At 67.0% G+C, this 25560-nt stretch carries 23 protein-coding genes; 12 read left to right on the forward strand and 11 right to left on the reverse strand.

The window, feature by feature from the left end:
- Positions 1-2: 2 nt before the first annotated feature.
- Positions 3-536, forward strand: a complete 534-nt coding sequence (locus tag GUV69_RS18610; protein WP_164205120.1) for a RidA family protein — start codon at positions 3-5, stop codon at positions 534-536.
- A gap of 17 nt (positions 537-553) precedes the next feature.
- Positions 554-1465, forward strand: a complete 912-nt coding sequence (locus GUV69_RS18615) for an NUDIX hydrolase (protein ID WP_164205122.1) — start codon at positions 554-556, stop codon at positions 1463-1465.
- A 307-nt stretch (positions 1466-1772) separates the two neighbouring features.
- On the opposite strand, the gene GUV69_RS18620 is transcribed toward GUV69_RS18615, so the two are convergent.
- The gene (locus GUV69_RS18620) at positions 1773-2450 is read right to left on the reverse strand and encodes a Crp/Fnr family transcriptional regulator (RefSeq protein WP_123254700.1); all 678 of its coding nucleotides are present in this window, start codon (positions 2448-2450) and stop codon (positions 1773-1775) included.
- Positions 2451-2704: 254 nt separating this feature from the next.
- Between GUV69_RS18620 and GUV69_RS18625 the strand changes: the two genes are divergently transcribed.
- Entirely contained in the window at positions 2705-3889 is a 1185-nt protein-coding gene (locus tag GUV69_RS18625) for a MarP family serine protease (protein ID WP_164205124.1), read from the forward strand.
- Between the two features lie 14 nt (positions 3890-3903).
- Here the strand turns inward: GUV69_RS18625 and GUV69_RS18630 are convergent, their stop codons facing one another.
- Positions 3904-4923, reverse strand: coding sequence for a DUF2332 domain-containing protein (locus GUV69_RS18630; protein WP_164205126.1), 1020 nt, complete (start codon positions 4921-4923; stop codon positions 3904-3906).
- A gap of 2 nt (positions 4924-4925) precedes the next feature.
- Positions 4926-5420 (reverse strand): type II 3-dehydroquinate dehydratase, encoded by a 495-nt coding sequence (aroQ, locus tag GUV69_RS18635; protein WP_164205128.1) that lies wholly within the window; start codon positions 5418-5420, stop codon positions 4926-4928.
- 120 nt (positions 5421-5540) lie between these two features.
- On the opposite strand from aroQ, the gene GUV69_RS18640 reads away from it, so the two are divergent.
- From GUV69_RS18640 to GUV69_RS18660, 5 genes are read left to right on the forward strand one after another with little or no spacing between them, the layout of a single operon-like run.
- The gene (locus GUV69_RS18640; RefSeq protein WP_164198705.1) at positions 5541-5936 is read left to right on the forward strand and encodes a hypothetical protein; all 396 of its coding nucleotides are present in this window, start codon (positions 5541-5543) and stop codon (positions 5934-5936) included.
- 2 nt (positions 5937-5938) lie between these two features.
- Positions 5939-7546 carry a sensor histidine kinase gene (locus GUV69_RS18645; protein ID WP_164205130.1) on the forward strand — a complete coding sequence of 536 codons (1608 nt, stop codon included), beginning with the start codon at positions 5939-5941 and terminating at the stop codon, positions 7544-7546.
- Positions 7543-8202, forward strand: a complete 660-nt coding sequence (locus tag GUV69_RS18650) for a response regulator transcription factor (protein WP_164205132.1) — start codon at positions 7543-7545, stop codon at positions 8200-8202. Before GUV69_RS18645 ends, GUV69_RS18650 begins: the two co-directional genes overlap by 4 nt.
- Positions 8199-9713 carry an SLC13 family permease gene (locus tag GUV69_RS18655; RefSeq protein WP_164205134.1) on the forward strand — a complete coding sequence of 505 codons (1515 nt, stop codon included), beginning with the start codon at positions 8199-8201 and terminating at the stop codon, positions 9711-9713. Before GUV69_RS18650 ends, GUV69_RS18655 begins: the two co-directional genes overlap by 4 nt.
- A 29-nt stretch (positions 9714-9742) precedes the next feature.
- The gene (locus GUV69_RS18660) at positions 9743-10963 is read left to right on the forward strand and encodes a glycerate kinase family protein (protein ID WP_164205136.1); all 1221 of its coding nucleotides are present in this window, start codon (positions 9743-9745) and stop codon (positions 10961-10963) included.
- Positions 10964-10972: 9 nt separating this feature from the next.
- Here the strand turns inward: GUV69_RS18660 and GUV69_RS18665 are convergent, their stop codons facing one another.
- From GUV69_RS18665 to GUV69_RS18680, 4 genes are all read right to left on the reverse strand, one after another.
- Positions 10973-13204 carry an alpha-galactosidase gene (locus GUV69_RS18665; RefSeq protein WP_164205138.1) on the reverse strand — a complete coding sequence of 744 codons (2232 nt, stop codon included), beginning with the start codon at positions 13202-13204 and terminating at the stop codon, positions 10973-10975.
- A 92-nt stretch (positions 13205-13296) separates the two neighbouring features.
- The gene (locus GUV69_RS18670) at positions 13297-14637 is read right to left on the reverse strand and encodes an ABC transporter substrate-binding protein (RefSeq protein ID WP_164205139.1); all 1341 of its coding nucleotides are present in this window, start codon (positions 14635-14637) and stop codon (positions 13297-13299) included.
- Positions 14638-14687: 50 nt separating this feature from the next.
- The gene (locus tag GUV69_RS18675; RefSeq protein WP_164205141.1) at positions 14688-15614 is read right to left on the reverse strand and encodes a carbohydrate ABC transporter permease; all 927 of its coding nucleotides are present in this window, start codon (positions 15612-15614) and stop codon (positions 14688-14690) included.
- 10 nt (positions 15615-15624) lie between these two features.
- On the reverse strand, positions 15625-16566 hold the full coding sequence (locus GUV69_RS18680; RefSeq protein ID WP_164205143.1) for a carbohydrate ABC transporter permease: 942 nt from the start codon (positions 16564-16566) through the stop codon (positions 15625-15627).
- Between the two features lie 221 nt (positions 16567-16787).
- Here GUV69_RS18680 and GUV69_RS18685 point away from each other — a divergent pair, with 221 nt between their 5' ends.
- Positions 16788-17807: a LacI family DNA-binding transcriptional regulator gene (locus tag GUV69_RS18685; protein ID WP_164205145.1), complete on the forward strand. Its 1020-nt coding sequence runs from the start codon at positions 16788-16790 to the stop codon at positions 17805-17807.
- Positions 17808-17823: 16 nt separating this feature from the next.
- On the opposite strand, the gene GUV69_RS18690 is transcribed toward GUV69_RS18685, so the two are convergent.
- The 3 genes from GUV69_RS18690 to acs all read right to left on the reverse strand — a co-directional run bounded on the left by GUV69_RS18690 (position 17824) and on the right by acs (position 21865).
- Complete coding sequence (locus GUV69_RS18690; RefSeq protein ID WP_164205147.1) at positions 17824-18609, reverse strand: DeoR/GlpR family DNA-binding transcription regulator; 786 nt, start codon at positions 18607-18609, stop codon at positions 17824-17826.
- 111 nt (positions 18610-18720) lie between these two features.
- Positions 18721-19752, reverse strand: a complete 1032-nt coding sequence (locus tag GUV69_RS18695; RefSeq protein WP_164205149.1) for a Gfo/Idh/MocA family protein — start codon at positions 19750-19752, stop codon at positions 18721-18723.
- Positions 19753-19858: 106 nt separating this feature from the next.
- On the reverse strand, positions 19859-21865 hold the full coding sequence (gene acs / locus GUV69_RS18700) for an acetate--CoA ligase (RefSeq protein ID WP_164205151.1): 2007 nt from the start codon (positions 21863-21865) through the stop codon (positions 19859-19861).
- Positions 21866-22274: 409 nt separating this feature from the next.
- On the opposite strand from acs, the gene GUV69_RS18705 reads away from it, so the two are divergent.
- The 3 genes from GUV69_RS18705 to GUV69_RS18715 all read left to right on the forward strand — a co-directional run bounded on the left by GUV69_RS18705 (position 22275) and on the right by GUV69_RS18715 (position 25182).
- On the forward strand, positions 22275-23633 hold the full coding sequence (locus tag GUV69_RS18705) for a hypothetical protein (protein WP_164205153.1): 1359 nt from the start codon (positions 22275-22277) through the stop codon (positions 23631-23633).
- 89 nt (positions 23634-23722) lie between these two features.
- Entirely contained in the window at positions 23723-24508 is a 786-nt protein-coding gene (gene nth, locus GUV69_RS18710) for an endonuclease III (protein ID WP_164206768.1), read from the forward strand.
- Positions 24505-25182: an NUDIX hydrolase gene (locus tag GUV69_RS18715; protein ID WP_164205155.1), complete on the forward strand. Its 678-nt coding sequence runs from the start codon at positions 24505-24507 to the stop codon at positions 25180-25182. The genes nth and GUV69_RS18715 overlap by 4 nt, the downstream gene beginning before the upstream one ends.
- A 75-nt stretch (positions 25183-25257) precedes the next feature.
- Here the strand turns inward: GUV69_RS18715 and GUV69_RS18720 are convergent, their stop codons facing one another.
- The gene (locus tag GUV69_RS18720; RefSeq protein WP_164205157.1) at positions 25258-25455 is read right to left on the reverse strand and encodes a YegP family protein; all 198 of its coding nucleotides are present in this window, start codon (positions 25453-25455) and stop codon (positions 25258-25260) included.
- Between the last annotated feature and the right edge of the window lie 105 nt (positions 25456-25560).

Genomic DNA, 25560 nt, shown 5'->3' on the forward strand with positions numbered 1-25560 from the left:
CAGTGAGCACCTCCGCAGAGACCGCATCCGGAGCTCCAGAGGCTCCCATTTCCGCCGTCGAACAGCGTCTCGCCGAGCTGGGCCTGACCCTTCCGGAGGTGGTCGCCCCGGTAGCCGCCTACGTGCCGGCGGTCATCACCGGCAGCCACGTCTACACCTCCGGCCAGCTGCCCTTTATTAACGGCAAACTCGAAGCAACCGGCAAGGTTTCCACCGGCACGGAGGGCACGTCCGACGAGCCCACAGTGTCCCCGGAAGACGCAAAGGCCTACGCTGCCGTCTGTGCCGTCAACGCGCTGGCAGCAGTGAAGAGCGTCATAGGTGACCTTGATCGCATCACCCGGATCGTGAAGGTTGTGGGCTTCGTTTCGTCGGACCCGTCCTTCACCGGCCAGCCCGGCGTCATCAACGGCGCGTCCGAGCTCCTTGGCCAGGTCTTCGGCGACGCGGGGCAGCACGCCCGCTCCGCCGTCGGGGTGTCCGTCCTTCCGCTGGATTCCCCGGTAGAGGTCGAACTGATCGCTGAATTCAGCTAAGGACCCGGTTCACTCAATTGCCTCACCTCGCCCGACGCTTGTTCGCCCTCCCTCCGGATCTGGAAGGGGCGGCTCAAAGCTGGCTGGACCATGGCGAGCGGACACCGCGCGCCGCCCGCCCGGCATCCTCCGTGGTCCTCCTGCGCGATTCGCCCACCGGCCTGGAGACGTGGCTGGGCTACCGGCCCGGCTCCTCGCCGTTGGGCGTGCTCGCCTTCCCGGGAGGTTCCCTGGAGGCGTCCGACGACGACGCCGTCGGGTGGCTGGGCCCCTCACCGCAGCATTGGGCTGAGCAGCTGGGGACGGACGACGTCGGGCTGGCGCGCCGCCACGTGGTGGGCGCCGTCCGTGAGCTGTTTGAGGAAACCGGTGTGCTCCTGGCCGGGCCGGACATGTCCACCACCGTGGAAGGCACGTCCAGCCACGAATGGATGAAGATCCGCGTGGCTGTGGCCGAGCAGGAGAAGAGCTTCACCGAGCTGCTCGCCAAACGCGGGCTGTCGGTCCGGACCGACCTGCTGAAGCCTTTGGTCAACTGGCGGACCCCGGACTTCGCCCACCGCCGCTTCGACACCCGGTACTTCGCCGCTACGGTGCCGATGAACCAGCAGCCGAGCCTGCTGGAGGGCAAAGGCGTCTGGGGCCGCTGGGTGTGCGCCACGAAAGTCATTGCCGAACGCGACACCACCGCCCTGGGCGACGAGGTGGGCCAGGAGAACACCGTCGGACTTACCCTCGGCCAGCTCCTGGTGCCGGGCTCCGAGATCATGCTCGAGAAGATGGCCGCCGCGAACGGCTGCATCGCCTACCTCAGCTACAAGCGCAAGCCCCACGTCTACCAGGCGAAGCTGGTCGAAGAGGACGGCAGGCTCATGCTCGAAGTCGAGGCCGCCAAAACCGTAGCCGGAGACCCCCAGCGCGAACGCTGACCCGCGCTCCTGCGCGGAAGACTCCCTCCCGGCTGGAAACGCTCTCTCACTTAACGTGGGTTTCCGGCCGACGCTCTCTCACTTAATGTGGGTTTCCGGCCGACGCTCTCTCACTTTCTTTAGGAGAGTGAGAGAGCGCTTGAGGAAAAGCCACATTAAGTGAGAGAGCGTTTCCCGGGGGACTAAAAAGGGCCCGAGGTCGCCCGCATCCGGAAGCGTGCGTCAGGGCGACGGCGAAGGGCCGCCTAAGTGCGTTAACAACAAAAGCCGCTCCGGTTCAGAACCGGAGCGGCTTTTGCTATGTGGCTTAGCGCGAGCGCTGGCGGAGGCGCTGCATGTCCAGGATCACAACGGCGCGGGCCTCGAGGCGGAGCCAGCCGCGCTGGACGAACTCTGCCAGGGCCTTGTTGACGGTCTCGCGGGAGGCGCCGACCAGCTGGGCCAGTTCTTCCTGCGTGAGCTCGTGGGCCACCAGGACGCCGTCAGTTGCCGGGCGGCCGAAGCGGTCTGCCAGGTCCAGCAGCGCCTTGGCCACGCGGCCGGGAACGTCGGAGAAGACCAGGTCGGACAGCGAATCGTTGGTGCGGCGCAGGCGGCGGGCCAGGGCCTGCAGCAGCTGGGCTGACACCTCAGGGCGGGTCCGCAGGAGGCCGTTGAGGCTCTCGTTCTTCAGGCCGGCCAGGCGGGTCTCGGAAACAGCCGTGGCCGTAGCCGTGCGGGGGCTGGGATCAAAGAGTGCCATTTCGCCGAACAGCTCGCCCGGGCCGAGGATGGCCAGGAGGGACTCCCTGCCGTCCGGGGACGTGCGGCCCAGCTTTACCTTGCCCGAGACGATGAAGTAGAGCTGGTCACCCTGGTCGCCCTCGCGGAATACCGATGCACCGCGTGAAAGGTCCACCTCGGTCAGCTCGTCCGTCAGCAGTCTGAATGCTTCGTCGTCAAGCGTGGCGAAGAGTGGTGCTCGGCGCAGTACCTCGATGTCCATAAAATCTCCTGAATAAAAAGTTTCGGCTGTGGCGCTTTTGCCATTGTTTCAGAAGTTTCAAGGTTCTGTGACGTACTTGGCAGCGGAAACGCCGCTGAATGGGTGCAAAGAGGGCCATGCGGGTGCCCGGGCAGCACGGCGAGGGGAAGCTTTGGCACCTGAACCCGGCGGGAACCGGCACCGTAAGGCCCTCCACAGAGGAATGTCAGCGTACGCCCCTAGAATTGGTTCTCAACCGTATTAGAGGAGCGTCAGTGTTTGGCTTGACCGTTCTGGACCTTGCGCTGATCCTGGCCCTGCTGTCCTACCTGATCTATGGCCTGCGCAACGGCTTCCTGGTGACCCTCGGTGGCATCGCAGGCTTCGCCGCGGGCGCCGTTGCCGCCTTCTTTGCTGTCCCCCTCGTCAGCGAGTTCGTGGATGACTCCGGTTGGAGGCTCACCGCCATCGTGGCGGCCGCCGTTGTACTGATGGCCATGGGCCACGGCCTCGGAACCATGATCGGCCGCAAAATCCGCGGCGCCGTGCGGATCAAACCGCTGCGGGCCGTGGACCGGCTGGTCGGTGGGGCCGTCAACGTGGTGGTTTCAGCCCTCGTCATGTCCATGCTGGCTTTCAGCGTCAGTTCCCTGGGTGTTCCCTTCGTCTCCCAGCAGCTCGCCGAATCCCGGGTCATCCGGTACATCGACGGACTGACGCCCGTCCCGGTCAAGGCGACCCTTGCGCAGCTCCGTTCAACGGTGATCGGAAACGGTATCCCCACGCTGATCGAAGGCCTCGGCCAGGGACCCCAGGTAGCTGTCCCCAATGCCAGCACCAATACGCCGGAGCTGAACCGGGCGGCCGAATCAGTCCTGAAAATCGCCGGAACGGCCTATCAGTGCGGCCAGAACCAGACCGGCACCGGCTTCGTGGTGTCTCCCGGGCGGGTTGTGACCAATGCCCATGTGGTGGCGGGCGTGTCGCAGCCCGTGGTGGAGGTCCCCAACGGCGGGGCGATGCCCGGACGCGTGGTCTATTTCGACACCCGGCACGACCTCGCCGTCCTGGCCGTGGACGGGCTGCCGTCCGCGCCGCTGGCGCTGACATCAGACCTTCCCGGCGGCAGCCCGGCCGCCTTCGCCGGGTACCCCCACGGCGGTCCGTTCAAGTCCAACCCAGCCACGGTCCAGGACATCGCCTCGGTGCTGGTGCCGGATATCTACGGCGAGAACCCGGCACCGGAAGACATCTACCGCCTCGCTGGAGACGTCCAGCCAGGGAACTCCGGCGGACCGCTGCTGACCATGGACGGCCTGGTGGCGGGAGTCATCTTTGCCAAAGCGACGTCCGACGCCGAAATGGGCTTCGCGATCACCATGGATGACCTCTACCCGGTGGCGTCACAGGCTGCCGGCCTGAGTGCGCCGGTTTCCTCCGGGCAGTGCATCCAGAAGTAGGACGCACGCCCGGCTCACAGCCAGTCGAGGCTTTGGCCGTGCGGCCCGGTGATGGCCACGGGAGTGCCGTTATGGGTGAGCAGGAACCTGCCCAGGATCAGCTGCGGGTCCACCTCGGGTACCACGGTGGAGCCGTCTTCCTGGTCAATCACCATCTGCCCCTCATTGGACAGCCAGTGGCATCCCCGGCTGGCTGAGAGCCGGGCCATGGCCTGCCGGAACGCGAGCCGCCCCTCCGCGCTGACGTAACCCATGACCGCGCTGTGGAAGACCACCAGGGTTGCCTCGGCAGGAGCCCGCGCCGCCACCTCCAGCAGCCGTTCATTCAGGTCGCCTGCCACCAGCAGCGGCGGATCCCGCCGCGCAATCGCTGCAGCCTGCCGGAGCCGCTCCCGCCGAAATTCCTGCTCCGGCCACACCAGGGCTTCCAGCCAGGCGACGTCGTCGGGATTGCCCACGTCAAGCGGGTTCAGGTCAATGCCCGCCCGCCACACCACCGGTGGAAGCGCTGCCGGCAGCGGAACCAGGCCGCTGGTGGCGCACGTCAGGATCGGGGCCGCGGCAGGGGTTCCCCCGTCAGAAACCGGAGACAGCCGCGTGACGGTTGTGCCGTCATCGTACTCGTAGCGGTAACGGTCCGGGTACAGGGCCAGGCCAGCCGAGGCGCCCACCTCAAGCAGCGCCAGCGGCCTGCCCTCCGCCGCGGCGATCGCAGCGAGGGAGGGCAGGAGGGTGGCGCAGCGTCCGGCCTCGTTGGTCTGCGTCGCGCGGGACAGGACCACCCTGCTGACTTCCTCCCAGTGGGTTGCAAGGAACCTGCGGAACTCCACGAAGGGGCCGGGAACTGCGCCGAGGAACCGCGCGGCCGCGAACAGCAGGATGGGCTGCCGCTTGTCATTCGGCCACAGGTCAATGCGGGCGATCAGTGGCGGGTCCTCGGCGATGCCCAGCGACCATTCGGCATAACAGGGCGATGACCCCGGCGCGTCAACCGTGCCGAAGTGCCGGTACCACGCCGCGGTCCGCCCGGTCATGGCTACAGGGCTTCAGCCAGGTAGTCGATGGCCAGCTTGTAACCGAACACGCCGGCCCCCACGATGACGGCGGCGCACACCGGCGACAGGTACGAATGGTGCCGGAATTCCTCGCGCTGATGCACATTGGTGATGTGAACCTCGACGGCGGGCAGCTGCACCGCTGCCAAGGCGTCGCGCAGGGCGACGGAGGTGTGCGTGAACGCACCGGCGTTCAGGACAATGCCGACAGCGTTGGTGCGGGCCGCGTGGATGACGTCCAGCAGGACGCCCTCGTGGTTGGACTGGACGCATTCCACCGTGAAGCCGTGGGCCTGTGCCGTTGAAGCAGCCAGCTGTTCGACGTCGGCGAGGGTGGACGTGCCGTACTTTTCCGGTTCGCGGGTGCCCAGCAGATTGAGGTTGGGGCCGTTGATCACCAGGATGGTGCCGCGTCCGTTGGTTTCCCGGCCGGCGGAGGTTGCAGATTCGGAATGAGGGGAAGAAACGTCAGTCATGGCTCCAATCTACCGACGCCGGCGGGCAAGAAAGGTTTCCTGGCGCCATCGCGGATGAAGGTTTCTTCATGCCCGCTTCATCAGCCCCTCATGAAGGCCTGACAGCATAAAGGCATGCACATGATCCGACGCATCGCAGTGATGGCAGCCGTACTGGTTATCCCGGTGCTGCTCGCCGTGGCTGGCAGCCTCCTCGCAGCACCGGCCGGCCCGCCGGTCATCGACTCGCAGCCTGTCCGGCTGGGTGCCGGTCCCGGCGGCACTCCTGCACCCGGCCTCGAGCCGTCAGCGCCGCCGTCGGAGCCGCCAACGGCGCCGCCAGCGCAGGACCCCGTGCCGCCGGCGCAGGATCCGGCCGAGTCCGGGCCGGCAGAGCCGCCAGCACCACCGCCGGCGCCAGCCGCGCCAGCGCCGGCACCTGTGGCGCCGCCCGCGGTTGCGCCGCCGGCACCTGTGGCGCCGCCGGTGGTAATCGAGGACGACGACGATGATGACGCTTTCGACGACGGGGACTGACCATGGAGCACCAGACAGCCGTGCTTGACACGGCAACGCACCAACCGCCCGCCGCGGCAGCCGCACCGGAGGCTCCGGCCCGCGCCCCCCGGACCCACGCCGCCCGCGGACGCCTTGGGTCCCGGGTGCCTGCCCGCTGGCGGATCGCCGGCTGGATCCTGCTCACCACGGCGCTGACCCTGCTGGCCGTCCTGCTGACGGTCCGTTCGCTGATGGTCAACCAGGCCCGCGTCCAGGCGCACCAGGCCATCTCCCAGGAGCTGCAGGAATTCAGGGCCTTCGCCAAGGAAGGCGTTGACCCCACTACCGCCCTGCCGTTCACGTCGATCGAAAAGATGCTGGAACGGTACCTGAGCCGGCAGTCGGCTGCGTCCGGCGAAGTGATCCTGGGCAGCGTAGGCCAGCGCGTGCTGTATACGCCGAGCGGGGCCATGAACTCCCCGGACGCCGGCCACCAGCTGCCGTCGGACACGGAACTGCTGGACAGCATCCGGTCGGGGCAGGCAGCCAGCGGCATCGCCGCAACCAGCGCTGGCGAGATGCACTGGGCGCGGTTGCCGATTGAATCCGGCAGCGACACAGGCTTCCTGATCGTTGGCGACTACATGGCGCCGCGTGAAGCCCAGGTGGCCAGCACCACCGTCACCATCTTCTTCGTTTCCCTCGGCGGGCTGGCTGTCACTGCGGGTATCGCCTGGCTGGTTGCCGGCCAGATCCTCCGGCCCATCCGGGAAGTGCGCCGCGTGGCAGAGGACATCTCTGAATCAGACCTGACCGCCCGTGTCCCCGTTCAGGGCAACGACGACATCGCCGCACTGGCGCTGACCTTCAACACCATGCTGGACCGGCTGGAAGGGGCCTACCGCACTCAGCGGGCCTTCGTGGATGACGCCTCCCACGAACTCCGGACACCCATCACGGTCATCCGGGGCCACCTCGAACTGATGTCGGACAGCCCCGCGGAGCGCAAGCGCACGCTGGCACTAGTGGATGATGAACTGGCCCGGATGGGAAGGATCGTTTCGGACCTGCTGCTGCTGGCCAAAGTGGACCGCCCCGGCTTCACCCAGCTCCGCAGCACTGACGCCGCGTCGCTGCTGCTGGACATCGAAGCCAAGGCACAGACCCTCGGTTCGCGCGGCTGGCCCATCCTGGAAATTGCGGAAGGACACATCAGCGTGGACCCGCAGCGCATCACCCAGGCCGTCCTGCAGCTGGCCACCAACGCCTGCCAGTATTCGGCCGCGGGGACCACCGTCCGCCTGGGTTCCCGGTTTGAGGGCTCCGGCCAGGAACGCAGCTTCTCGGTGTGGGTTTCCGATGAAGGCATCGGCGTCAGCCAGGACGAGGCAGCCCGGATCTTCGGCCGTTTCCACAGGGGAGAAGCCGCCCGCCACCCGGATGCCGCACGTCCCGGCGCGGGGCTGGGACTGGCCATCGTCCGCAGCATCGCCGAGGCCCACCACGGCACTGCCTGGGTCCGCAGCAGTGAGGGGGAGGGCGCCACCTTCGGCCTCACCATCCCCGCCCCGGATGAGGGTCAGGACGCAGCCGGGAACCCCCACAGGTCAGAACGCACCGGCGCCGAGCCGCAGAAGGAGCAACCATGAAACGGATCCTGATCGCGGAAGACGACAGCCGCATCGCAGCCTTCGTGGAGAAGGGCCTCCGCGCCGCAGGCTACTCCTGCCTCACCGTTGACGACGGCGCCAGTGCCCTCCTGCTGGCACGCTCCGGCGAGTTCGACATGCTCATCCTCGACATCGGCCTGCCCACCCTGAGCGGCTTCGAAGTACTGGAACGGCTCCGCGGCGAAGGCTCCAAAACCGCCGTCATTGTCCTTACCGCCAGCGACTCCGTGGCCGACACCGTGTACGGGCTCGAAAGCGGGGCCAACGATTACATGACCAAGCCGTTCCAGTTCGCGGAACTGCTGGCACGCGTACGCCTCCGGCTGACCGACGACGGCGACTCAACCCCCGTGATGACGCTCAGCCATGAGGACATGGAACTGGACCTCCGCAGCCGCCGCGTGCGCTGCGGGGAGCAGGACGCGGACCTGACGTCCCGGGAGTTCTCGCTGCTGGAGGTCTTCCTGCGGCACCCCCGCCAGGTCCTGACCCGGGAGCAGCTCATCTCCCACGCCTGGGACATGGACTTCGACCCGGCGTCCAACGTCGTCGACGTTTACGTCCGGGCGCTCCGGGCCAAGATTGGTGCAGCGCGGCTCGAGACCGTCCGCGGCGCGGGATACCGGCTCAGATGAAAACCACCTATTACGAATCCACACCGCGCACCGCCGGCCCGGACGGGGCCAAGACTGGCCGCATCGGACTGCCGGCCATGCTGAGGCCGCCCGCGCTGATCTCGGCCTGCGTCGCGGCAGCGGCCATGGTGGCGCTGTCCCTGCAGGCGGGACCCGGATCGCTCGGTGCGGAGGCCGCCGTCGCGCTCTGCATCTTCCTCGCGGCGGTGTGGTTCTGGATCTTCTCGCCGGTGGAGGACACCTATGTTGCGCTGGGCGCGGCGGTGGCGCTGGTCATCAGCGGGGCAATGCCAACCCAGAGCCTGTTCGACGCCCTGGGCGAAGAGTCCGTGTGGCTGCTGATGGCGGCTTTTGTCATCGCCAGCGCCGTGGCGTCCACCGGGCTTGCCGCCCGCGGCGCTGCCTTTGTGATCACGGGAGCACGCAGCGTCCGGCAGCTGGCGCACCTGACCAGCCTCGGCCTGATCGTCACCGCGTTCGCCATCCCGGCCACCTCCGGCCGGGCGGCTCTGGTGCTGCCCATCTTCCTGGCCCTGCGCACGGCACTGAAGGACAGGCCCGCCGTCGTAAAGATGCTGGCGATCCTGTTCCCGACCGTCATCCTGTTGTCCGCCGTGGCCTCCTTCCTCGGTGCGGGCGCGCACCTGATCACCAGCCAGGTGCTGCAGTCGGCGGGCCACGAAGGCTTTGATTTCGCCTCCTGGCTCCTACTGGGGCTGCCCCTGGCGCTGGTGTCCAGCGCCATGGCCACCGAGCTGACAGTCCGCCTCTTTACCGACTCCAGTGACAGGAACGTGCCGCTGCGGGTGGACAGTGCCCAGCTGCAGCGGGAGAGCCCCACGCGCCTTCGCGGCCCGCTGGACCTTGATGAGCAGCGCTCGCTGATGCTGCTCGCCGCCGTCGTGGCCTTGTGGTGCACCGAGCCGATCCACGGCCTCGAACCCGCCCTGGTGGCACTCATCGGCGCCCTGGTGGTGAGCTCCCCGTACTACGGATCGGTGAAACTGGGCGCGGCACTCAAGAAGGTGCCATGGTCCATGCTGCTCTTTATGGCCGCCACCCTGGCGCTGGGATCCAGCCTGGTGACCACGGGAGCCGCCGACTGGCTGGCCTCCTCGATGCTCGCCCCGCTGGCAGTTCTCGGCGCCTGGAAAGCCCCGGTCTTTGTGGTGGCGGTGGTGGTGGTCTCCGCAGCGGCGCACCTGCTGATCCAGTCGCGGTCGGCCCGGTCCGCCGTCCTGATCCCCGTGGTGGTGGCGTCGGCCGGTTCCATGGGCGTGGATCCCATGGCAGCGGCTTTCGCCTCGACGGCGGCGGCAGGGTTTTGCCACACATTGACGAGTTCAGCCAAGCCGGTGGCCATGTTCGCCGAGGCCGACGGCGTGACGCACTACTCCGCGGCGGATCTGCTGCGGCTCTCGGCATGGCTGGGGCCGCTCAGCACCGCTGTGGTCCTGCTCTTCAGTTTTGCGGTCTGGCCCGTCCTGGGCCTGCCCCTCTTTACTCCCTAATTTCAGCCCTACACCGAAGGTGGCTCCCCATGGTTATGTCCATTCCGCAACGCATTCTGGTGGCACCGTCAGGCTTCAAGGAAAGCCTCGACGCCGTCGAAGTGGCCGCTGCGATCGCGGCCGGCATCAGGCGGGTCATCCCCGGCGTCCAGGTCACCACCGTGCCCATGGCCGACGGCGGTGAAGGGACCGCCGCGGCGCTGTCCAGTGCCACCGGCGGCCGCCTGACCCGGCACCGGGTTACCGGCCCGGTGGGAAGCCCCGTTGACTCGCACTTCGCGATGCTCGGCAAAGTGGACCGGCCCACCGCGGTCGTGGAGATGGCAGCGGCGGCGGGCCTGCGCCTGGTGCCGGCCGGACTCCGCGACCCGGGACTGACCACCACCCGGGGCGTGGGCGAGCTGATCCTCGCCGCACTCGACCAGGGCGCCGAACGCATCATTGTGGGCTGCGGCGATTCGGGAACGTCCGACGGCGGTGCGGGCGCCCTGCGTGCGCTCGGCGCCCGGGTGCTGGGCTCCGGGGGCAACGACCTGCCCGAAGGCGGCGCAGCCCTGGCTCACGCCGCGGCTGTGGACTTGTCCGGGCTGGACAGCCGCCTTGCCAGCACCCGGATCGACCTGGCGCTCAACCCCTACAACGTCCTCTGCGGACCGCAGGGAGTGGCCCGTGTGTTCGGTCCGCAGAAAGGGGCCTCCCCGGAACAGGTTGAGGTCCTGTCCGCGGGACTGGACCGGTGGGCGCAGCTGCTTGCCGGGGCCACCGGACAGCCGGAAAGCTACCTGCGGACAGGCCCCGGTACGGGCGCTTCCGGCGGCCTCGGTGCAGGTCTGGCATCGCTGGGAGCCAACCTGGTTCCGCGCTTTGAACTGCTGCTGGACTCGGGGCTGGCCGGTGTGGACCTCGACGCCCACATCTCCCGGGCGGACCTCGTGGTGACGGCCGAGGGTGCCATCGACTTCCAGACCCCCCGTGGCAAAGTGCCGGCCGAGGTGGCCCGGCGTGCCCAGGCGGCCGGTGTCCCGGTGCTGGCGCTCGCCGGGTCCATCGGCAAGGACTCCGGCGATGTCCATGCGGCGGGGATCGACGCCATTGCAGGGATCATCCCCATCCCCATGGACCTTGATACTGCCGTGGCCAACGGAGCCACTCTGCTGCGTGAAGCCACCGAGCGGACGTTCCGGGTCCTGCTGCTGGGCTCGGCCATCTCCTCCCGGCTGGGTGACTCGCGGCTAGGCAACGCGGCCTGACCCTGTGACCTACAGCGCCGTGAACCTCAGGACGATGGCGTGCTCCGGGTTGAGGATGGGCATCGGCAGGCCCACCCCGGCCAGGAAACGTCCGTTGACTTCGGCTCCGTTCGCCAGCCACGCCGGCGGCTGGACCTGCGTGAACGTGTGGGCGTAGTCCGCGTCTCCCGGCGCCGGGAAGATGGCGTCCACCCGGTAGGAGCGGTCCGGATCCAGGCCGGGGATGGTGATCCGGCCGGTCTGTTCGGCGAAGGAGGTGCCTGTGCTGACCAGGGCAAACAGCGCCGCCGTCGTGCCCGGCTCAGGTGACCCGGCAGCCCCGGCGTCCACGACGCCATGCAGCATCAAAGAGCTGTCGGCGAGGTCAGCGCGGACCATTCGCCCGGAGTGGATCAGGCCGCGGTGCTCCTTATAGAGGCCGATGAAGCGTTTGAGTTCCTCGCGCCCGGCACCGGTGACCTGCCGGACGTCCCACTCCATGCCGAAGTGACCGAACAGGGCCGTGATGGCGCGGAAGGACAGATCGTGCGTGCGGGCCGTGGTGTGCGAGGTGGTGGGGCCGACGTGGCCGCCCACCAGCTCCGGCGGCACCACCAGCCCGGTCCAGCGCTGGATGGTCTGGCGTTCGAGGGCATCGTTGCAGTCCGAGGCCCAGATCCGGTCCGTCCGCTCCAGGATTCCCAGGTCAACACGTGCGCCGCCTGAGGAGCAGCTTTCAATCTCAACGCCGGGATGCGCCTTCTTGAGCTCGTCGAAGAGACGGTAGGCGGCCAGCGTCTGTTCGTGGACGGACGGCCGGCCGGCGTGGCCGTGTTCCAGCAGGTCCCGGTTCTGGTCCCACTTGAGGTAGCTGATGTTGTTCCCGCGCAGGAGGGCGTCAACGCGGTCGTAAATGTACTGCCAGGCCTCGGGGTTCACGAGATCGATCACATGCTGGTTGCGCCACTCAAGGGGCAGCCGGCCCCCGTCCTTGTAGGACACGGCAGCAGGTCCGGCGATCCACTCCGGATGCGCGCGGACAATGTCCGAATCCAGGTTGACCATTTCCGGTTCCACCCACAGCCCGAATTCCATCCCGCGCGAGGTCACGGCCTCGATCAGGGGAGTGAGTCCGTCCGGCCAGAGTGCCTCGTCCACGTACCAGTCGCCCAGGCCCGCGTGGTCGTCGCGGCGCCCGCGGAACCACCCGTCGTCGAGCACAAAACGCTCCACGCCGAGTTCAGCCGCGGAATCGGCAAGCTCAATCAGGGTGGCCAGGTTGTGGTCGAAGTAGACCGCTTCCCAGGTGTTCAGGACCACGGGGCGGGGCTTTCCGGAAGGCAGGCCCGTGCCGGCGGCGGGCAGCACATGGTGAGGGCGCGAGCGGAACCAGCTGTAGAACGCCTCGCTGATGCCATCCAGCCCGCGGTCCGAATACGCCGCGAACAGGGCCGGCGTGGTGTAGCTGCCGCCCGGTTCGAGGATGACTTCGGCCGGCCCCAGAAGCTCCGAGCCGCCGATCATGGTGCGGCCGTCACCGATGCTGTCTGCGAACTGCTCGTGGTTGCCGCTCCACGCCAGGTGCGTGGCCCACACCCGGCCATGCCGGTTGCCGAACCCGGCCGTGCCGGCGGCGAAGAGCAGCGAGGAGTCGTGCCCGGTGCGGCCGTGGCGGCCCGTGCGGACCCACGTGCCTTGCTGGATGGCTCGGCGCTGCGGGTGGTTTTCGCGGCACCAGCGGCCGGTCAGGTCGAGGAGTTCGACGGCGTCCGGCGCCACCGGGAGGACGGTGGCCAGTTCGTCGAGCTGGTACGGGGTGGTGCCGTCATTGGTGAGGGTGTGACGCAGTTCCAGCAGCCCGCCGTCGTGCAGTGTCAGGGAGGACGAGACGGTGATGCCGGCGTCGGGATCGGTCTGGACAATAACCGCGGAACCGCCGGCGGCGGCACTTCCGGTGTCGGAGTCGCCATCGGCGCCCGCGCTCACCACGCGGAGGCGGACAGAGAAGTCCAGGCCGGAGACGCCGTCGGCAATGCGGTGCCCGCGGAGTGCCGGACGGCCGCGCCAGCTGGAGGATGCCTGGGGCAGGAGGCCGGCAGGGACGGTGGCGTCGATGGCGGAGTGGGGGATCGGGTCGCCGAGGATGGCGAGGTCCGGCAGCGTGGGGCCCAGATCTGCGCCCCAGTGGATGATCTCGGCCTCCCCGCTGGCGAAGCTCATCACCAGGCTGGTGCCGGCGGAACGGAGGTGGAGCGGGTCCATAGAATGCTGTCCTTCTGCGAGGGGTTGTGAATGGGAGGCTGTGCGCCGCAGGACACGATGCCCGCGGCGCACGGCCGGGTGATGCTGGGAGCCTACTTGAAAAGCGCGTTGACCTGTTCGTTCATCTGGGTCAGGGAGCTGGCCGGTGCCTTGCCCGAAACCACAGCGTCCATGGCGGGCTCCATGATGCCCTTGACCTTGGCGGTGTTGTCCGTGATGGGGTAGAGGAACGTGGTCTTGTTCTTGACGTGTTCGGTGAAGGCGGTGACGTCCACACCCTTGGCCTTGAAGGCTTCGGCGGCTTTGTCGGAGGAGGCTTTCAGGGCCGGGAAGACAACGGCCTTCGAGGCCACAACGTCCTGGCACTCAGCGGAGGCGAGGTACTCCACCCACTTGATGGATGCATCCTTCTTTTTGGTCCCGGCCCAGATCGAGTCCGCCAGGCCGTTGAACATGGACGCACGCTTGCCTTCGGGGCCTACCGGGGTGGGAGCGATTCCCACTTCGATTCCCTTGTAGCCGGTGTACTGGCCCACCATCCACGAACCGTGCGCGTTGATGGCCGACTTGCCTGCGGCGAAGGTGTCCGCCATGCTCGCGCCAACAGTGGTCTCCAGCTTGGGCATGTAGCCCTTGCTGACGAGTCCGGCAAACCACTCCATGCTGGCCTGGAACTTCGGGTCGTCGTAGTTGTACTGTGTGCCCCACGGATTTTTGTCCGTGTGCGACCAGCCGGTGGTGTTTGCGAAGTAGCTCCACTCCGTCTGGCCTGAGGAATCGCCGCCGCCGTTCAGTCCGAGACCGTAGACGTCCACGTTGTTCTTGTCGAAGCCGGCCTCATCCCCGCGCTTGCCGTTCTTGTCCACGGTCAGGTGTGCGATGACGTCCTCGTACGTGCCGCCGTCCTGGGGGTTCCACGTGAGGTCCTTCATCTGGTCCTCTGAGATGCCTGCACTGGTGAGCATGGCCTTGTTGTAGAACAGGCCGATGGTGTCCCAGTCCTTCGGCACGCCGTAACGCTTGCCGTCCTGGCCCACCCAGAGGTCAGCGAGGCCCTCGTTGTAGGCGGAGACGTCCACGTTGTCCTTTTCCACGGCCTCGTCGAGGGCCAGCAGCTGCTTGTTCTCGGCGAGCTCACCGTAACGGCCAAGGTGGTTGGTGAAGACGTCCGGGGCGGTGCCGCCCACAAAGCCGTTGGTCAGGGTGCTCCAGTAGTCGTCCCAGCCGCGCTGGGTGATCTTGACGGCGATGTCCGGGTTTGCCTTGGTGAAATCGTCCGCGCACTGCTGGTAGGCGGGAAGCTGGTTGGCGTCCCAGAGCCAGTAGTTGATCTCGCCCTTGGCGGATTCTGCGGAGGAGGAGCCACCGCCGCAGGCGGACAGGGACAGCGCCATAACAGCGGCAGCGGCGACGGCGCCGAAGGATTTCTTCATGGTTCTACTTTCCGTTCGGGGAATTCGGGAGGGTGCGGAGGGTGGAGTGCTTATTTGATGCCGGAGAAGCCGATGGAGTTGACGATCTTCTTGCCGAAGGCGGCGAAGAGGATGAGGACGGGCAGGGCCGAGACCAGGGTGGCGGCCATCAGGCCGGACCAGTCCGGGGATCCCTGCGGGGACTGGGACTTGAAAACGCCGAGGCCCACCTGCAGGACGCGCACGTCGTCCTGGGAGCCCACCAGCAGGGGCCAGAAGTACTCGTTCCACTGGCCGATGAAGGTGAGCAGCGCCAGGGTTGCGAGCGGGGCTGCGGCGTTGGGAAGCACAATCTGGAAGAAGATGCGCAGGTGCTTGGCGCCGTCGAGCATTGCCGCTTCTTCGACCTCGCGGGACATGTTCAGGAAGAACTGGCGGAGGAAGAAGATGGCGAAGGGGGTCATAAAGACGTAGGGCAGGACCATGCCGAGCATCGTGTTGAGCAGGTCCAGGTTCTTGATCAGCAGGAAGTTGGGCAGTGCGGTGAAGATCGGCGGGACCAGCATGGTGCCCAGGAACAGGCTGAAGACCGTGTTCCGGCCCCGCCAGCGCAGCCGGGCGAAGGCGTAGGCAGCCATCGCGCTGAAGAACACGGCGCCGGCGGTGGTGATGGAGGAGAAGATCACGGAGTTGCGCAGGTACAGCCAGAAGTCGATGGCTGCCCCCGATCCGCCTTCCGCGATGGCATCCGCCGGGCTCTGGAGCCCGAAGACCCGCAGGAAGGCGCCCCAGGTGAAGTCCGCCGGCAGCAGGCTGGCCGACTGTGAGGCGAGCGAGCTGTTGGTGGACAGCGCCGTGCGCAGGACCCACAGGAACGGCAGAACGGAGACGGCGATGGCCAGGACCAGGAGGGCCCAGGCGCCCGCGCGGCGGGCGTTGAACGGGCGACGGCGGCGGGCCGGGGCGGCCGCGGCGGTGCGGCTGATGGTGGTGCTCATGCGGGACTCCTTAGTCCAGGTCCGACTCGTTGCCCTTGAGGAACTTCATCTGGATGAAGGCCACCAGGGCGAGGATGAGGAAAAGAATGACGGCGATGGCGGACCCGTACCCGAAGTCCGACTCGGCGAAGGCGCGCTGGTAGATGTAGTACTGGATGACCCGGGTGGCGTTGACCGGACCGCCCTGGGTGGTGACGGCGACGGTGTCGAAGACCTGGAACGAACCGATCACGGTAACCACCAGGACAAGGACCAGCACCGGCCGCAGCAGCGGAATGGTGATTTTGCGGAAGGTCTGGAACGGGGAAGCGCCGTCCAGCTTGGCCACCTCATAGACGTGGTGGGGGATGGCCTGCAGGCCGGCGAAGATCAGCAGTGCCGTGTAGCCCATGTGGCGCCACGTGTTGATCAGGGCCTGGGTGGGGATGGCCCACTCCTCGCTGCCAAAGAAAGCGATGCGGGGGATGCCTGCCCATTCGATGAACTGGTTCACCACGCCGATCTGGTAATCGAGCATCCAGAACCAGAGCAGCGCCGCGATGACGTTGGACATCAGGTACGGCAGCAGCAGCGCGCCCCGGACCAGCGTGGACTTGGCCACCTGGTGCATCAGCAGGGCCAGGCCCAGGGCCAAGGCCGTCTGAAGAACGATGTTGAGGAAGACGTATTGGCCGGTCACGGCCAGTGAATTCCAGAACAGCGGGTCCGTGGCGAGGGCCGTGTAGTTGTCCAGGCCCACCCATTCGGGGTCGCCGAGGATGCTGTATTCCGTGAAGCTCAGGTACACGCCACGGATGGTGGGCACGACGTAAAAGAAAATGAAACCGATCATGGCCGGGGCGATGAAGAGGAGGGCGATCTTCAGGTCACCGAGCCGGCGGTAGCCGCCGCGGGGGCTCGGTGCGCCCGTCTGCGGCCGGGCGGTTCGTGCGGGTTTGGCAAGGGTGGTCATCGTCGACCCTTTCCTGGACTGTGATGTGGATAACAACTGCCGATGAATCTACACGAGTAGATCGAGGACCGCAATAGTGTTTTTCCGGCTGCTAACAAGCGGGATTCTTCCATTTGATGGCATGTTGACTCGAGTAGATTACAAGTGGGACACTGGGCTCTGACGCGGAGCGCTAGCCGGGTGTGCTCCCGGTCGAAAGTCAGGCGGTTAGCATGAACACCATGACCACTCCCGCAGTGCAGGCTCCGCGTGGCCCTGTGACCCGCAAGGATGTTGCCCGGTACGCCGGCGTCAGCACCGCCGTCGTCAGCTACGTGGTCAACGGCGGGCCCAAGAAAGTCGCTCCGGCCACCGAAGCCAAGGTGCAGGATGCCATCCGGGTGCTGGGCTACCGGCCCAACGCGGCCGCCAGGGCCCTCAAGCTGGGTTCCAGCGAGACGCTGGGCCTGATCATCCCGGACAACACCAACCCGTTCTTCTCGCTGTTCGCCCACGCGGTGGAGGATGCCGCCGCGGAGCTCGGCTATGCCCTGGTACTCAGTAATTCCGACGGCAACCTCGCCAAGGAGCGGCGCAACATCCGCAACCTTGCGGCCCGGCAAGTGGACGGGGTGCTGCTGGCCAGCGTGCTCTTCGAACCCGATCTTGAAGTCCTGGAGCGGGCTGACATCCCGGCGGTCCTGCTTAACCAGGAGCGGGACGCGCCGGGGTTCAACAGTATTGGCGTGGACCTAGCCGCCGGCGCCCGGATCGCCGTCGAACACCTCATTGGCCACGGCCACACAAACATCGGCCTGGCGATGGGAACCAACGTGTCGGGCAGCACCGACGGCCGCGAGGTGGGCTGGCGCCAGGCGCTGCAGGACGCAGGGTTGCCTGAAGGTCCCATTGTCTACAGCGGCTTCACCTGGCCCGGCGGTTACCTTGCCGGGCAACGCCTGGTTGCCTCAGTGAACAGGCCCACTGCCATCTTTGCTACTTCTGACACCCAGGCGGTGGGCCTGTTGCGTGCCGTGCATGAAGCCGGGTTGGCGATTCCGGGTGAGGTGGCCGTGGTGTCATTTGACGGTTCCATCGAGGCTGAATACTCGTGGCCGCCGCTGACCACGGTGGAGCAGCCTGTTGCTGCCATGGCGGAAGCCGCCGTGGCGGCACTGGTGGGTGCCGCCCGTGGGGAAAAGCCGCGGCACAGGATTTTTCCCACGAAACTGCTCGTCCGCCAGTCCTGCGGCTGTCCCTGAAAGGCGGTGACCCGGGTTAGCCCGCGATCCGGACTTTACCCACGCGGTCGCCGAGGATCCGCTGCGCCTCGGAGCCCAGGCCTGAATCACTGATGACCTCGTCGGCGTCGTCCAGGGCTGCGATGGTGCTGATGCCCTGGAGTCCCCACTTGGTGTGGTCGGCCAGGACCACGGTTTTGCGCGCAGCCGCTATGAAGGCCCGGTTGGTTTCGGCTTCAAGCAGGTTCGGGGTAGTGAATCCTGCCTCCGCGTCCATGCCGTGCACTCCCAGGAACAGCACGTCCAGGTGCAGCTGCTTCAGCGCCGCCGTCGCGATTGGTCCTACCAGGGCGTCCGACGGCGTGCGCTCGCCGCCGATCAGGATCACCGTTGAGCTGAAGCGGGGGACTCCCGCCGCGGCAGCGTGATGAAAGAGATCGGCAATGCGCACCGAGTTGGTGATCACGGTGATCCGCGGACCGTTGACCAGTTCCTTGGCCAGCGCCCATGTGGTGGTGCCGGCGCTGAATCCGACGGCCATGCCCTCGTGCACCAGGCCAGCGGCCGCCAGTGCAATGGCCTTCTTTTCGGCTGTCAGCTGGGTGGATTTGAGTTCAAAACCGGGCTCATGGGTGCTGACATCGCCGGGGATTTTGGCGCCGCCGTGGATGCGCTCCAGCCGGCCGCCTTCCTCGAGAAGTTCAATATCGCGCCGCACGGTCATGAGGGAGACACCCAACTGCTGTGCCAGGTCCGACACCCGGACAACCCGCTCCCGCTGGACGGCGTCCACAATGGCCTGGTGACGTGCAGCGGGGAGCATCAGGGGATCCTTCAGGACGGCGGTCAGGGCTGGTCCCAGTCTAGGGCGTGCAGTATTTTGGCTGCTTGAGCCGCCCACGCGGAAGGGGGAGCGGCCTGAACGGCGGAACCTTCAGCTGACGCCTGCCCCCGAACGCAGCGAGGGTTCAGGTGCCCCCTCCTGTGTCCGCGCTGCGTGGTCCAGTGCCTCCAAAACCCGGGCGTTGTTTGCCGCGTCCGTGAGGTCATAGCGGAGCGGTGTACCGTTCAGGACGCTGTCGGCGAAGTGTTCGCCCATCCGGACGAAGTGGTTCGCGCCGCCCTTGATCGTGTGACGGATGGTGTCCTGCCCGAAGTGATGCTCCTCCAAAACCGAATCCTCCTCCAGGAGCCCAAAAGGATTGTCGAGATAGAGCCGTCCCTCAGTTCCGGTTACTTCCAGGAAGTTACGGCGCTCGAGGTTGACTCCGGTATCAAAAAGCGCGGTTGCGCCGCCGGGAAAGCGGAGCATGCCCGCAATGCTCGTGTCGATCCGGCCGCCGTCGTTGGCGTCCCGGTAGTTGCCAAAGGCGGCGACGTGAGCCGGCTCTTGCCCCGTGACCATCCGGCTCATGTTGACGACGTAGCACCCGGTATCAAACAGTGCGCCGCCACCGAGCCCTGCATACCAGCGGATGTTATCCTCTCCGCCCGCGTCAAAGGAGTGCGCGACGTGGACAAATGTCAGCTTGCCTACCGCGTTGGCTGCCAGCAGCTCTTGCAGCTTTTCGAAACGCGGGTGGAAACGGTACATAAAGCCTTCCAGGACCTTGAGCCCGGTCGCCTCGGCCTTGCGCGCAATCTGCCCGCACTCGGCGGCGCTCATCGCCAGGGGTTTTTCGCAGAGGACATGCTTGCCTGCGTCCAAGGATTTGAGGATCCACTCACGGTGCAGTGCGTTCGGCAAGGCGATGTACACGGCGTCGATGTCCGGCGAAGCGAGCAGCGCCTCGTACGAGCCGAACGCCTGTGGGATGCCGTGCCTGGCAGCGTATTCCCGGGCCTTTTCCTCGCTGCGGGAAGCGATGCCCGTTACCTCGCCGTTTCTCGTTTCCTGCAACGCCGGAATCGTCTTGCGGACGACTCGGGCGGTACCCAGGACGCCCCAACGCACATTCCCACTCATTGAACTCCCCCTCCAGGAACGGCCCCGGCATCGGTGGCGGTGCACGCGACTTCAAGCTAACATGCCTGACGCTTCTGCCCGCCGGTCCAGGGCCGCTCCTGTCTCCTTATTTCTTGAGCGATGCGGCTATCTGCGCCATGACGGTGTTGTCGGCCAAGGTGGTGGCGTCGCCTACTTCGCGGCCCTCTGCGACGTCCTTGAGGAGGCGGCGCATGATCTTGCCGGAGCGGGTCTTGGGCAGTTCCGGGACCACGAGGATGGTTTTCGGTTTGGCGATCGGGCCGATTTCCTTGCCGACGTGGTTGCGGAGTTCCTGGACGATGGCGTCGCCGGAGTCCACGGCGTCGCCGCGGAGGATGACGAAGGCGACGACGGCCTGGCCGGTGGTTTCGTCCGAGGCGCCCACCACGGCGGCTTCGGCCACGGCGGGGTGGGAGACCAGGGCGGATTCGATTTCGGTGGTGGAGAGCCGGTGGCCGGAGACGTTCATAACGTCGTCCACGCGGCCCAGGAGCCAGACGTCGCCGTCCTCGTCCTTCTTGGCGCCGTCACCGGCGAAGTACATGCCCTCGAAGCGGGACCAGTAGGTGTCCTTGAACCGCTCAGGATCGCCCCAGATGCCGCGGAGCATCGCCGGCCAGGGCTCACGGATGACCAGGAAACCGCCGTGCCCGTCAGGGACGGACTCGCCCATCTCATCCACGACATCCACGGCGATGCCGGGCAGCGGTGTCTGGGCGGAGCCGGGCTTGGTGGCGGTCACGCCGGGGAGCGGGGCGATCATCTGGGCGCCGGTTTCGGTCTGCCACCAGGTGTCCACGATGGGGGTCTTGTTGGCGCCGATGACGTCCCGGTACCACATCCAGGCTTCGGGGTTGATGGATTCGCCCACCGAGCCCAGGACGCGCAGGGAGGACAGATCGTACTTGTCCGGGATCTCCCGGCCCCACTTCATGAACGTGCGGATCGCGGTGGGGGCGGTGTAGAGGATGGAGACCTTGTACTTCTCGATGATCTCCCACCAGCGGCCCTGGTGCGGGGAGTCCGGGGTGCCCTCGTACATGACCTGGGTGGCGCCGTTGATCAGCGGGGCGTAAGCGACGTAGGAGTGCCCGGTGACCCAGCCGACGTCGGCCGTGCACCAGTACACGTCCGTCTCGGGGTGCAGGTCGAAGACTGCCTTGTGGGTGTAGGCGCCCTGGGTGAGGTACCCGCCGGTGGTGTGCAGGATGCCTTTGGGCTTTCCCGTGGTGCCGGAGGTGTAGAGGATGAACAGGGGGTGCTCGGAATCGTGCCCGACGGCGGTGTGCTCGGTTGATGCCTGCTCGACGGTGTCCGCCCACCAGTGGTCCCGGCCTTCGTGCCAGTCCACGTCCTGGCCGTTGCGCTTCACCACCACGACGTTCTGGACAGTGTGGCCCTCGGCGGGAAGGGCGTCGTCGACAGCGGTTTTCAGGGAGCTGGGCTTCCCGCGCCGGTAGGTGCCGTCGGCGGTGACCACCAGTTTCGCTTCGGCGTCCTCGATCCGGGAGCGGAGCGCGTCGGCGGAGAACCCGCCAAACACGACGGAGTGCACGGCGCCGATCCGGGCGCAGGCCAGCAGCGTGATCACCGCTTCGGGGATCATGGGCAGGTAGACAGCCACGCGGTCGCCTTTGGCCACGCCGAGGGACTCGAACGCGTTGGCGGCCTTCTTCACCTCGTCGGTGAGCTGGGCGTAGGTGTAGGTGCGGGTGTCCCCGGGCTCGCCCTCGAAGTAGATGGCCACCCGGTCGCCCAGGCCGTTCTCCACGTGCCGGTCCAAAGCGTTGTAGGCCGCGTTGACCTCCCCGCCGACGAACCACTTGGCGAACGGCGGATTGGACCAGTCAAGGGCCTGGTCGAAATCCTTGGACCAGGTCAGCAGCTCGCGGGCCTGCCGGGCCCAGAAAGCCGGCCGGTCGGCGTCGGCCTCAGCGTAATCGGCTGCGGTGACAACGGCGTCGGCAGCAAATTCGGGGCTCGGGGGGAAGGTGCGGTTCTCATGGAGCAGGTTTTCAAAGGCGTCGCCCTGCAGGCTCTGCTCAGCGGCTTTGGGGGCAGTGGCGGTGGCGCCGGGAGTGTCCTGGGACATTGGTGAACCTCATCATTCATCGGTCTTTGCTGCGGCCGGCCGTCACCTCGCCGTGCTCCGCCACTGTGCGCGGCATCGGGCAAGGCGGATCACGGAAGTTCCGCAAAGAGCTGTTCCGGAACAAGACTAATGCTTGCACCTGCTCCTGTGTGTCAGCTGTCACACTGCAGCCCGCGAACGGCATTTATTTAGCGGTGAATGGTTGCGGGGCCGTGCACGCTGAGGTCCCGGCGCCACGGATCAGCTAGTGATCGGCCACACGGATGACTAGGCTGAGATGTGAATTGTGACTTTCTACGGAGCTGTCGGACCCGGTGCATCACTGCCCGGACCTGGCCGCTGCCGCCGTTCCGGACGGCACAGTTTTTGGGGCGGAACCGCCCCGTGCCGCCACGCTAAGGAGAACAGAATGAACCAGCAAAGCTCCGGCCAGAAACTTGGCCGCGCAACGGAGGCAGGGCATGACGCCACGCCGGAAAATGGCGCAGCGCAGGACCCGCAGCGGCAGGCCGGCGCCAAGCCCGGCACCACCAACCAGGCCGTACTGGGCCCGTTTACGCTGCGTGACCTGACGGTTTTTGGCGCCACTCTGGTTCTCCTGGTGGCCTCTCTGCTGCCGATCTTCCTTGGCCGGTTCAACCTCTGGAATGCTGGCAGCCTGTTCTTCCTCGGACTGGGCATCGTCCTGCCGATGATCGTCACCGCCCTTTTTGCCGCACGCCGGCTGGCTCCCGCCACCAAGGTCCGGATCGGCTCACTGTCCGTTGACCAGTTCGCCTCGGTGGTGGCGTCCTTCGCTCTCGCGTTCTTCTTTGTGTCCGCCGCCGCAGCCTACGTGCCCAGCCTGTTGGTGGGCCTGGCGGGCTCCGCCATCCTGTTCGCCGCAACGGTGCTGAGCCGTTTCATCCCGTACTTCGCCGGCGACTTTTTGGGACGCGACGAAACCGCCGCCCACGTGATGGCCCGCGACGCGGCCGTTCCGCTTCCCAAGCCGCACACGCCCAAGGAACCCAAGCCCGCCGCAGAGGCGGGGGCGGCGTCCAAGCCGGCTTTCGGGATCCCTGCCGGGCTCTGGCCGGCCAACCGTTCGGCTGCTTCCAAGCCTGCACAGACGTCGCACGGCGCCTCGGCTCCTGCGGCGTCCGCGCCCGCCAACACAGGCGCTTCCGCTACGGGCGTTGCCGCTGCGGGCGCCGGTGCTGGCGCTCCGGCCGCGGCCGGAGCAGTTTCTACCGCCCCCGAGGTCAGGGAATGGACCGCTGCCGGTGACGCTGGCCCCGCAACCCAGGCGGCCGACGTCGTGCCTTCAGCTTCAAACGCTCCCGCAGCATCCGCCGCCGATGAGACGAAGCTGGGTGACATCCCCGCTGGCGGCTCGTCAGCGCCCCGGACAGCTGCGGCGCCTGTTGCCGAAGCTGCAGCGCACGACGACGGAGCGCAGGCGGGTGCCGCCTCCCGCCCGGCCGCCGCCGAACCCGCCGCCACGGCAGTACACCAGCAGGTGCGGAGCGCCGAGCCCATCGGCGCGACAGTGGACCCTGCCAGCCGGCCGGACGAATCCGAGGAACAGCCGGTGCATGAGGCTTTCTGGTTTGCCGTGGCACAGCACCGCACCGCCGTGGACCCCCACACCGGCGCCCCTGCCTTTGTGATCGAACCCGGCGGCTGGGTGCTGGCGCTCGAAGACCGGGGCCACGAGTTCCTCGTCCAGCACACGGACGGACGCCTGGGCCTGCTGCGCGATCTCAGCAACATCGAGCGCGGCTAGCCCCGACCGTGGCCACCTCCCGTACGCCCGGAACAGGAACCGGCCCCCGTCCGGCCCGGGGTCCCGCGCCGCGGCCGGCATCGCCCGGCATCGCCGCGGAGTCGCTGCTGGCGTTGAAGCGCCGGGCCCGGCGGATCAACAGGGCGCTGGCGGAAAAATACCCGTACGCCCACGCGGAGCTGGATTTCCGGAACCCGTTCGAGCTGGTGGTGGCCACCGTGCTGTCGGCGCAGACCACCGATGTGCTGGTCAACCAGGTCACCAGGATCCTGTTTGCCCGGTACCCCGATGCCCGCACCATGTCCGAGGCCGATCCCGCCGAGCTGGAAGCCATCCTGCAGCCCACCGGCTTCTTCAGGGCCAAAACGAAGAATGTCCTGGCCCTGAGCCACCGGCTCGTGGACGAGTTCAACGGCGAGGTGCCCGGCAAGCTCGAAGACCTGGTGACCCTTCCCGGGGTCGGACGGAAAACCGCCAACGTGGTGCTGGGCAACGCTTTCGGGATCCCGGGAATTACGGTGGATACGCACTTCGGCAGGCTGGCCCGGCGCTTCGGCTGGACCGGGTCCGAGGATCCCGTCCAGATTGAATTCGACGTCGCCGAGCTGTTCGAGCCCAAGGACTGGACCATGCTGTCCCACCGGGTGGTGTTCCACGGGCGGCGTGTCTGCCACTCACGGAAGCCGGCCTGCGGGGCGTGCCCCGTAGCGAACTGGTGCCCCAGCTATGGCCTCGGCGAGACGGACCCCGTCAAAGCCGCCAAGCTCCTCAAATACGAACTGGCGCCCGGAAACGAGGCTCTGTTGGAGCAGCTGCTGGCCGAAACGCACCGTGCGGCCGAGATCCGGATGGAATCCCAGAGGCGGGTACCGTGACCGCACGGCAGGATCTGATTGACCTCGTGCGCAGATCGGACGACGGCACAGTGGACGCGCCCAACACCGCGTGGGCAGCTCTGACCGTGGACGAAAGCGTGGCCCGCAAGGCCGCCATCCTGATGCTCTTCGGTGTGCTGGACGATGTTCCGGCGGCGTCGGACAAACTGCTGGCCGCGGCGGATCTCGATGTCCTGCTGCTCGAGCGCGCGCACACGCTCGGCTCGCACCCGGGCCAGGTCGCTTTTCCGGGCGGGGGCATTGACGAGGGCGAAACCCCCATTGCCGCCGCCCTGCGGGAAGCCGAGGAAGAAACGGGACTGGACTCCACCGGAGTGGAAGTCCTGGGCACCCTTCAGGAGCTGGGGCTGGCCCGCAGTAACTTCCTGGTGACGCCCGTGCTCGGCTGGTGGGCGTCGCCGTCGCCGGTCCACGTGGTGGATTACGCCGAATCCGCCCAGGTCTTCCGGATCCCTGTCCGTGACCTGCTGGACCCGGCCAACCGGGTCACTGCAACAGTCGGCCGTGACGGCAGGACCTTCAGCAGTCCGGCCTTCGCCGTGAACGGCGTGCTGGTCTGGGGCTTCACCGGGATTATTCTTGATGGCCTCTTTGAACAGCTGGGCTGGGCCGTGCCGTGGGACCGGACGCGCGTGCACGAGGTAGCCTTCTGAGTCTCCGGCCGGCCTTAAATGGCTGGGGCCCGGCCTGACGGCCGGGCCCGGTTGCCGGTGCGGGGTTTAGCCCGCCTAGCTCGGATGCGGTTTATGACGCAGATCCACAACCACTCCGGTTGCCGCGTTTTCACGCAAGGCCTTGATGCCGTCCTTCAGCGCCCCAAGGTGCTTGAAGTCGGGCGAAACGGCCACAACCTTGCCGTTTTTGTCAGTGAGATTGAAGCGATAGGCTTCGTCGCCCACCCGATGTATTTCCAGCCTGCCGGGCATGATCCGGACCTCCCCTAATATGCGTCATTGCATGTTTAGCCCCGCCGTCTGCTTCAGCGGGTCTTCCCCGACTGTAACTACCGTCACAGCGCAGAACCAGCTACT

The sequence above is a fragment of the [Micrococcus luteus] ATCC 49442 genome (assembly GCF_010367585.1).
In the GTDB taxonomy this organism is placed as follows: Bacteria; Actinomycetota; Actinomycetes; order Actinomycetales; family Micrococcaceae; genus Arthrobacter; species Arthrobacter luteus_A.

What these genes read in the sequence shown, in the direction of transcription:
- GUV69_RS18690 (WP_164205147.1), bottom strand. Translation starts at nt 18,609, where the DNA reads ATGCTCCCCGCTGCACGTCACCAGGCCATTGTGGACGCCGTCCAGCGG.
- acs (WP_164205151.1), bottom strand. Translation starts at nt 21,865, where the DNA reads ATGTCCCAGGACACTCCCGGCGCCACCGCCACTGCCCCCAAAGCCGCT.
- GUV69_RS18650 (WP_164205132.1), top strand. Translation starts at nt 7,543, where the DNA reads ATGAAACGGATCCTGATCGCGGAAGACGACAGCCGCATCGCAGCCTTC.
- GUV69_RS18630 (WP_164205126.1), bottom strand. Translation starts at nt 4,923, where the DNA reads ATGACCGGGCGGACCGCGGCGTGGTACCGGCACTTCGGCACGGTTGAC.
- GUV69_RS18665 (WP_164205138.1), bottom strand. Translation starts at nt 13,204, where the DNA reads ATGGACCCGCTCCACCTCCGTTCCGCCGGCACCAGCCTGGTGATGAGC.
- GUV69_RS18670 (WP_164205139.1), bottom strand. Translation starts at nt 14,637, where the DNA reads ATGAAGAAATCCTTCGGCGCCGTCGCCGCTGCCGCTGTTATGGCGCTG.
- GUV69_RS18705 (WP_164205153.1), top strand. Translation starts at nt 22,275, where the DNA reads ATGAACCAGCAAAGCTCCGGCCAGAAACTTGGCCGCGCAACGGAGGCA.
- GUV69_RS18685 (WP_164205145.1), top strand. Translation starts at nt 16,788, where the DNA reads ATGACCACTCCCGCAGTGCAGGCTCCGCGTGGCCCTGTGACCCGCAAG.
- GUV69_RS18680 (WP_164205143.1), bottom strand. Translation starts at nt 16,566, where the DNA reads ATGACCACCCTTGCCAAACCCGCACGAACCGCCCGGCCGCAGACGGGC.
- GUV69_RS18695 (WP_164205149.1), bottom strand. Translation starts at nt 19,752, where the DNA reads ATGAGTGGGAATGTGCGTTGGGGCGTCCTGGGTACCGCCCGAGTCGTC.
- GUV69_RS18660 (WP_164205136.1), top strand. Translation starts at nt 9,743, where the DNA reads ATGGTTATGTCCATTCCGCAACGCATTCTGGTGGCACCGTCAGGCTTC.
- aroQ (WP_164205128.1), bottom strand. Translation starts at nt 5,420, where the DNA reads ATGACTGACGTTTCTTCCCCTCATTCCGAATCTGCAACCTCCGCCGGC.
- GUV69_RS18640 (WP_164198705.1), top strand. Translation starts at nt 5,541, where the DNA reads ATGATCCGACGCATCGCAGTGATGGCAGCCGTACTGGTTATCCCGGTG.
- GUV69_RS18720 (WP_164205157.1), bottom strand. Translation starts at nt 25,455, where the DNA reads ATGCCCGGCAGGCTGGAAATACATCGGGTGGGCGACGAAGCCTATCGC.
- GUV69_RS18620 (WP_123254700.1), bottom strand. Translation starts at nt 2,450, where the DNA reads ATGGACATCGAGGTACTGCGCCGAGCACCACTCTTCGCCACGCTTGAC.
- GUV69_RS18645 (WP_164205130.1), top strand. Translation starts at nt 5,939, where the DNA reads ATGGAGCACCAGACAGCCGTGCTTGACACGGCAACGCACCAACCGCCC.
- GUV69_RS18655 (WP_164205134.1), top strand. Translation starts at nt 8,199, where the DNA reads ATGAAAACCACCTATTACGAATCCACACCGCGCACCGCCGGCCCGGAC.
- GUV69_RS18675 (WP_164205141.1), bottom strand. Translation starts at nt 15,614, where the DNA reads ATGAGCACCACCATCAGCCGCACCGCCGCGGCCGCCCCGGCCCGCCGC.